The sequence below is a fragment of the Polaromonas sp. P1_E3 genome (assembly GCF_056405935.1).
Genome location: NZ_JBFUBD010000481.1, coordinates 1 through 1,814, shown reverse-complemented (window position 1 = coordinate 1,814; position 1,814 = coordinate 1). Strand labels below are relative to the sequence as shown.

Genomic DNA, 1,814 nt, shown 5'->3' with positions numbered 1-1,814 from the left:
TGATTTCGTCATCCACGTGAACGAGTGTGGCAGCAACAACCTTGCCGTTGCGTTCGCTTTGCTGGATCGCAATCATGCCCTTGGTGCCACGGCCGTGGCGGGTGTATTCGGTGATGGAGGTGCGCTTGCCGAAGCCGTTCTGGGTCGCTGTCAGCACGCTTTGCTGCTCGTCCTCGGCAACCAGCATGGCAATCACGCCCTGGCCGTCTTCCAGCATCATGCCGCGTACGCCGCGCGCGTTTCTTCCCATGGGACGCACATCATTTTCGTCGAAACGAACGGCTTTCCCACCATCGCTGAACAGCATGACGTCATGTTTGCCGTCGGTCAGCGATGCGCCGATCAGGTAATCGCCTGCGTCAAGGTCGACCGCGATGATGCCCGCTTTGCGAGGATTGTTGAATTCGTCCAGCGCGGTTTTTTTGACAGTACCCATGGAGGTGGCCATGAATACATATTGATCCGCCGGAAAGCTGCGTTTTTCGCCCGTCAGCGGCAGGACGACAGTGATTTTTTCACCTTCCTGTAATGGGAACATGTTGACGATAGGGCGTCCACGCGAGCCGCGCGAACCAGCCGGCACTTCCCAGACCTTGAGCCAATAGAGTCGGCCGCGGTTGGAAAAGCACAGAATGTAGTCGTGCGTATTGGCGATGAAGAGCTGGTCGACCCAGTCATCTTCCTTGGTGGCTGTGGCCAGCTTGCCTCGGCCGCCGCGCTTTTGCGCGCGGTATTCCGACAGCGGCTGGCTCTTGATATAGCCGGTATGGGAAAGCGTCACCACCATGTCAGTTGGCGTGATCAGGTCTTCCGTGCTGAGATCGAAGGAGCTGTGCTCAATTTGGCTGCGGCGAGCGCCGAGTTTTGTTTGCCCGAATTCCAGCTTGATGGCCGAGAGCTCTTCGCCAATGATGATGGAAACCCGCTCCGGTTTTGCCAGGATGTCGAGCAAGTCGTCGATCTCGGCCATGACCTCCTTGTACTCGGCAACGATTTTGTCCTGCTCCAGGCCGGTCAGGCGTTGCAGGCGCATTTGCAGGATTTCCTGTGCCTGCGTTTCCGAGAGGCGGTACAGCCCGTCGTTGCCCATGCCAAACATCTTCTCAAGGCCATCGGGGCGGTAGTCATCGGCATTGACTACACCGCCGTCGGCGCGTGTGCGGGTGAGCATTTCGCGCACCAGGTTGCTATCCCAGGGGCGAAGCATCAGTTCGGCCTTGGCGACAGGCGGTGTGGGTGCATTCCGGATGATCGCGATGAAATCGTCAATATTGGCCAGGGCTACCGCCAGGCCTTCCAATACGTGTCCGCGCTCGCGTGCCTTGCGCAGCGTAAACACGGTACGGCGTGTGACGACTTCACGGCGGTGTGACAGGAAAACCTGGATCAGGTCTTTCAGGTTGCAAAGCTTGGGCTGGCCGTTGACCAGTGCCACCATGTTGATGCCGAAGGTGTCCTGCAACTGGGTCTGTTTGTACAGGTTGTTCAGAACCACCTCGGGCACTTCACCTCGCTTGAGCTCGATCACCAGGCGCATGCCTGACTTGTCGCTCTCATCCTGGATATGGCTGATGCCTTCGATCTTCTTTTCGTGCACCAGCTCGGCCATGCGCTCCTGAAGGGTCTTTTTGTTGACCTGGTAGGGGAGCTCGTCGACGATGATGGATTGGCGCTGGCCCTTGTCAATGTCCTCGAAGTGGCACCTGGCGCGCATCACCACCTTGCCGCGACCAGTGCGGTAACCGTCCTTGACGCCATTGATGCCGTAAATAATGCCGCCCGTGGGGAAGTCCGGTGCCGGCACGATCTCCATC

At 58.4% G+C, this 1,814-nt stretch carries 1 protein-coding gene; it reads right to left on the bottom strand.

Annotation, left to right across the window (positions count from 1 at the left end; all coding sequences use genetic code 11):
• Positions 1-1,814 (bottom strand): DNA gyrase subunit A (locus AC1D0Z_RS20780; protein ID WP_477660058.1); only part of this gene is annotated, 1,814 nt, incomplete at both ends.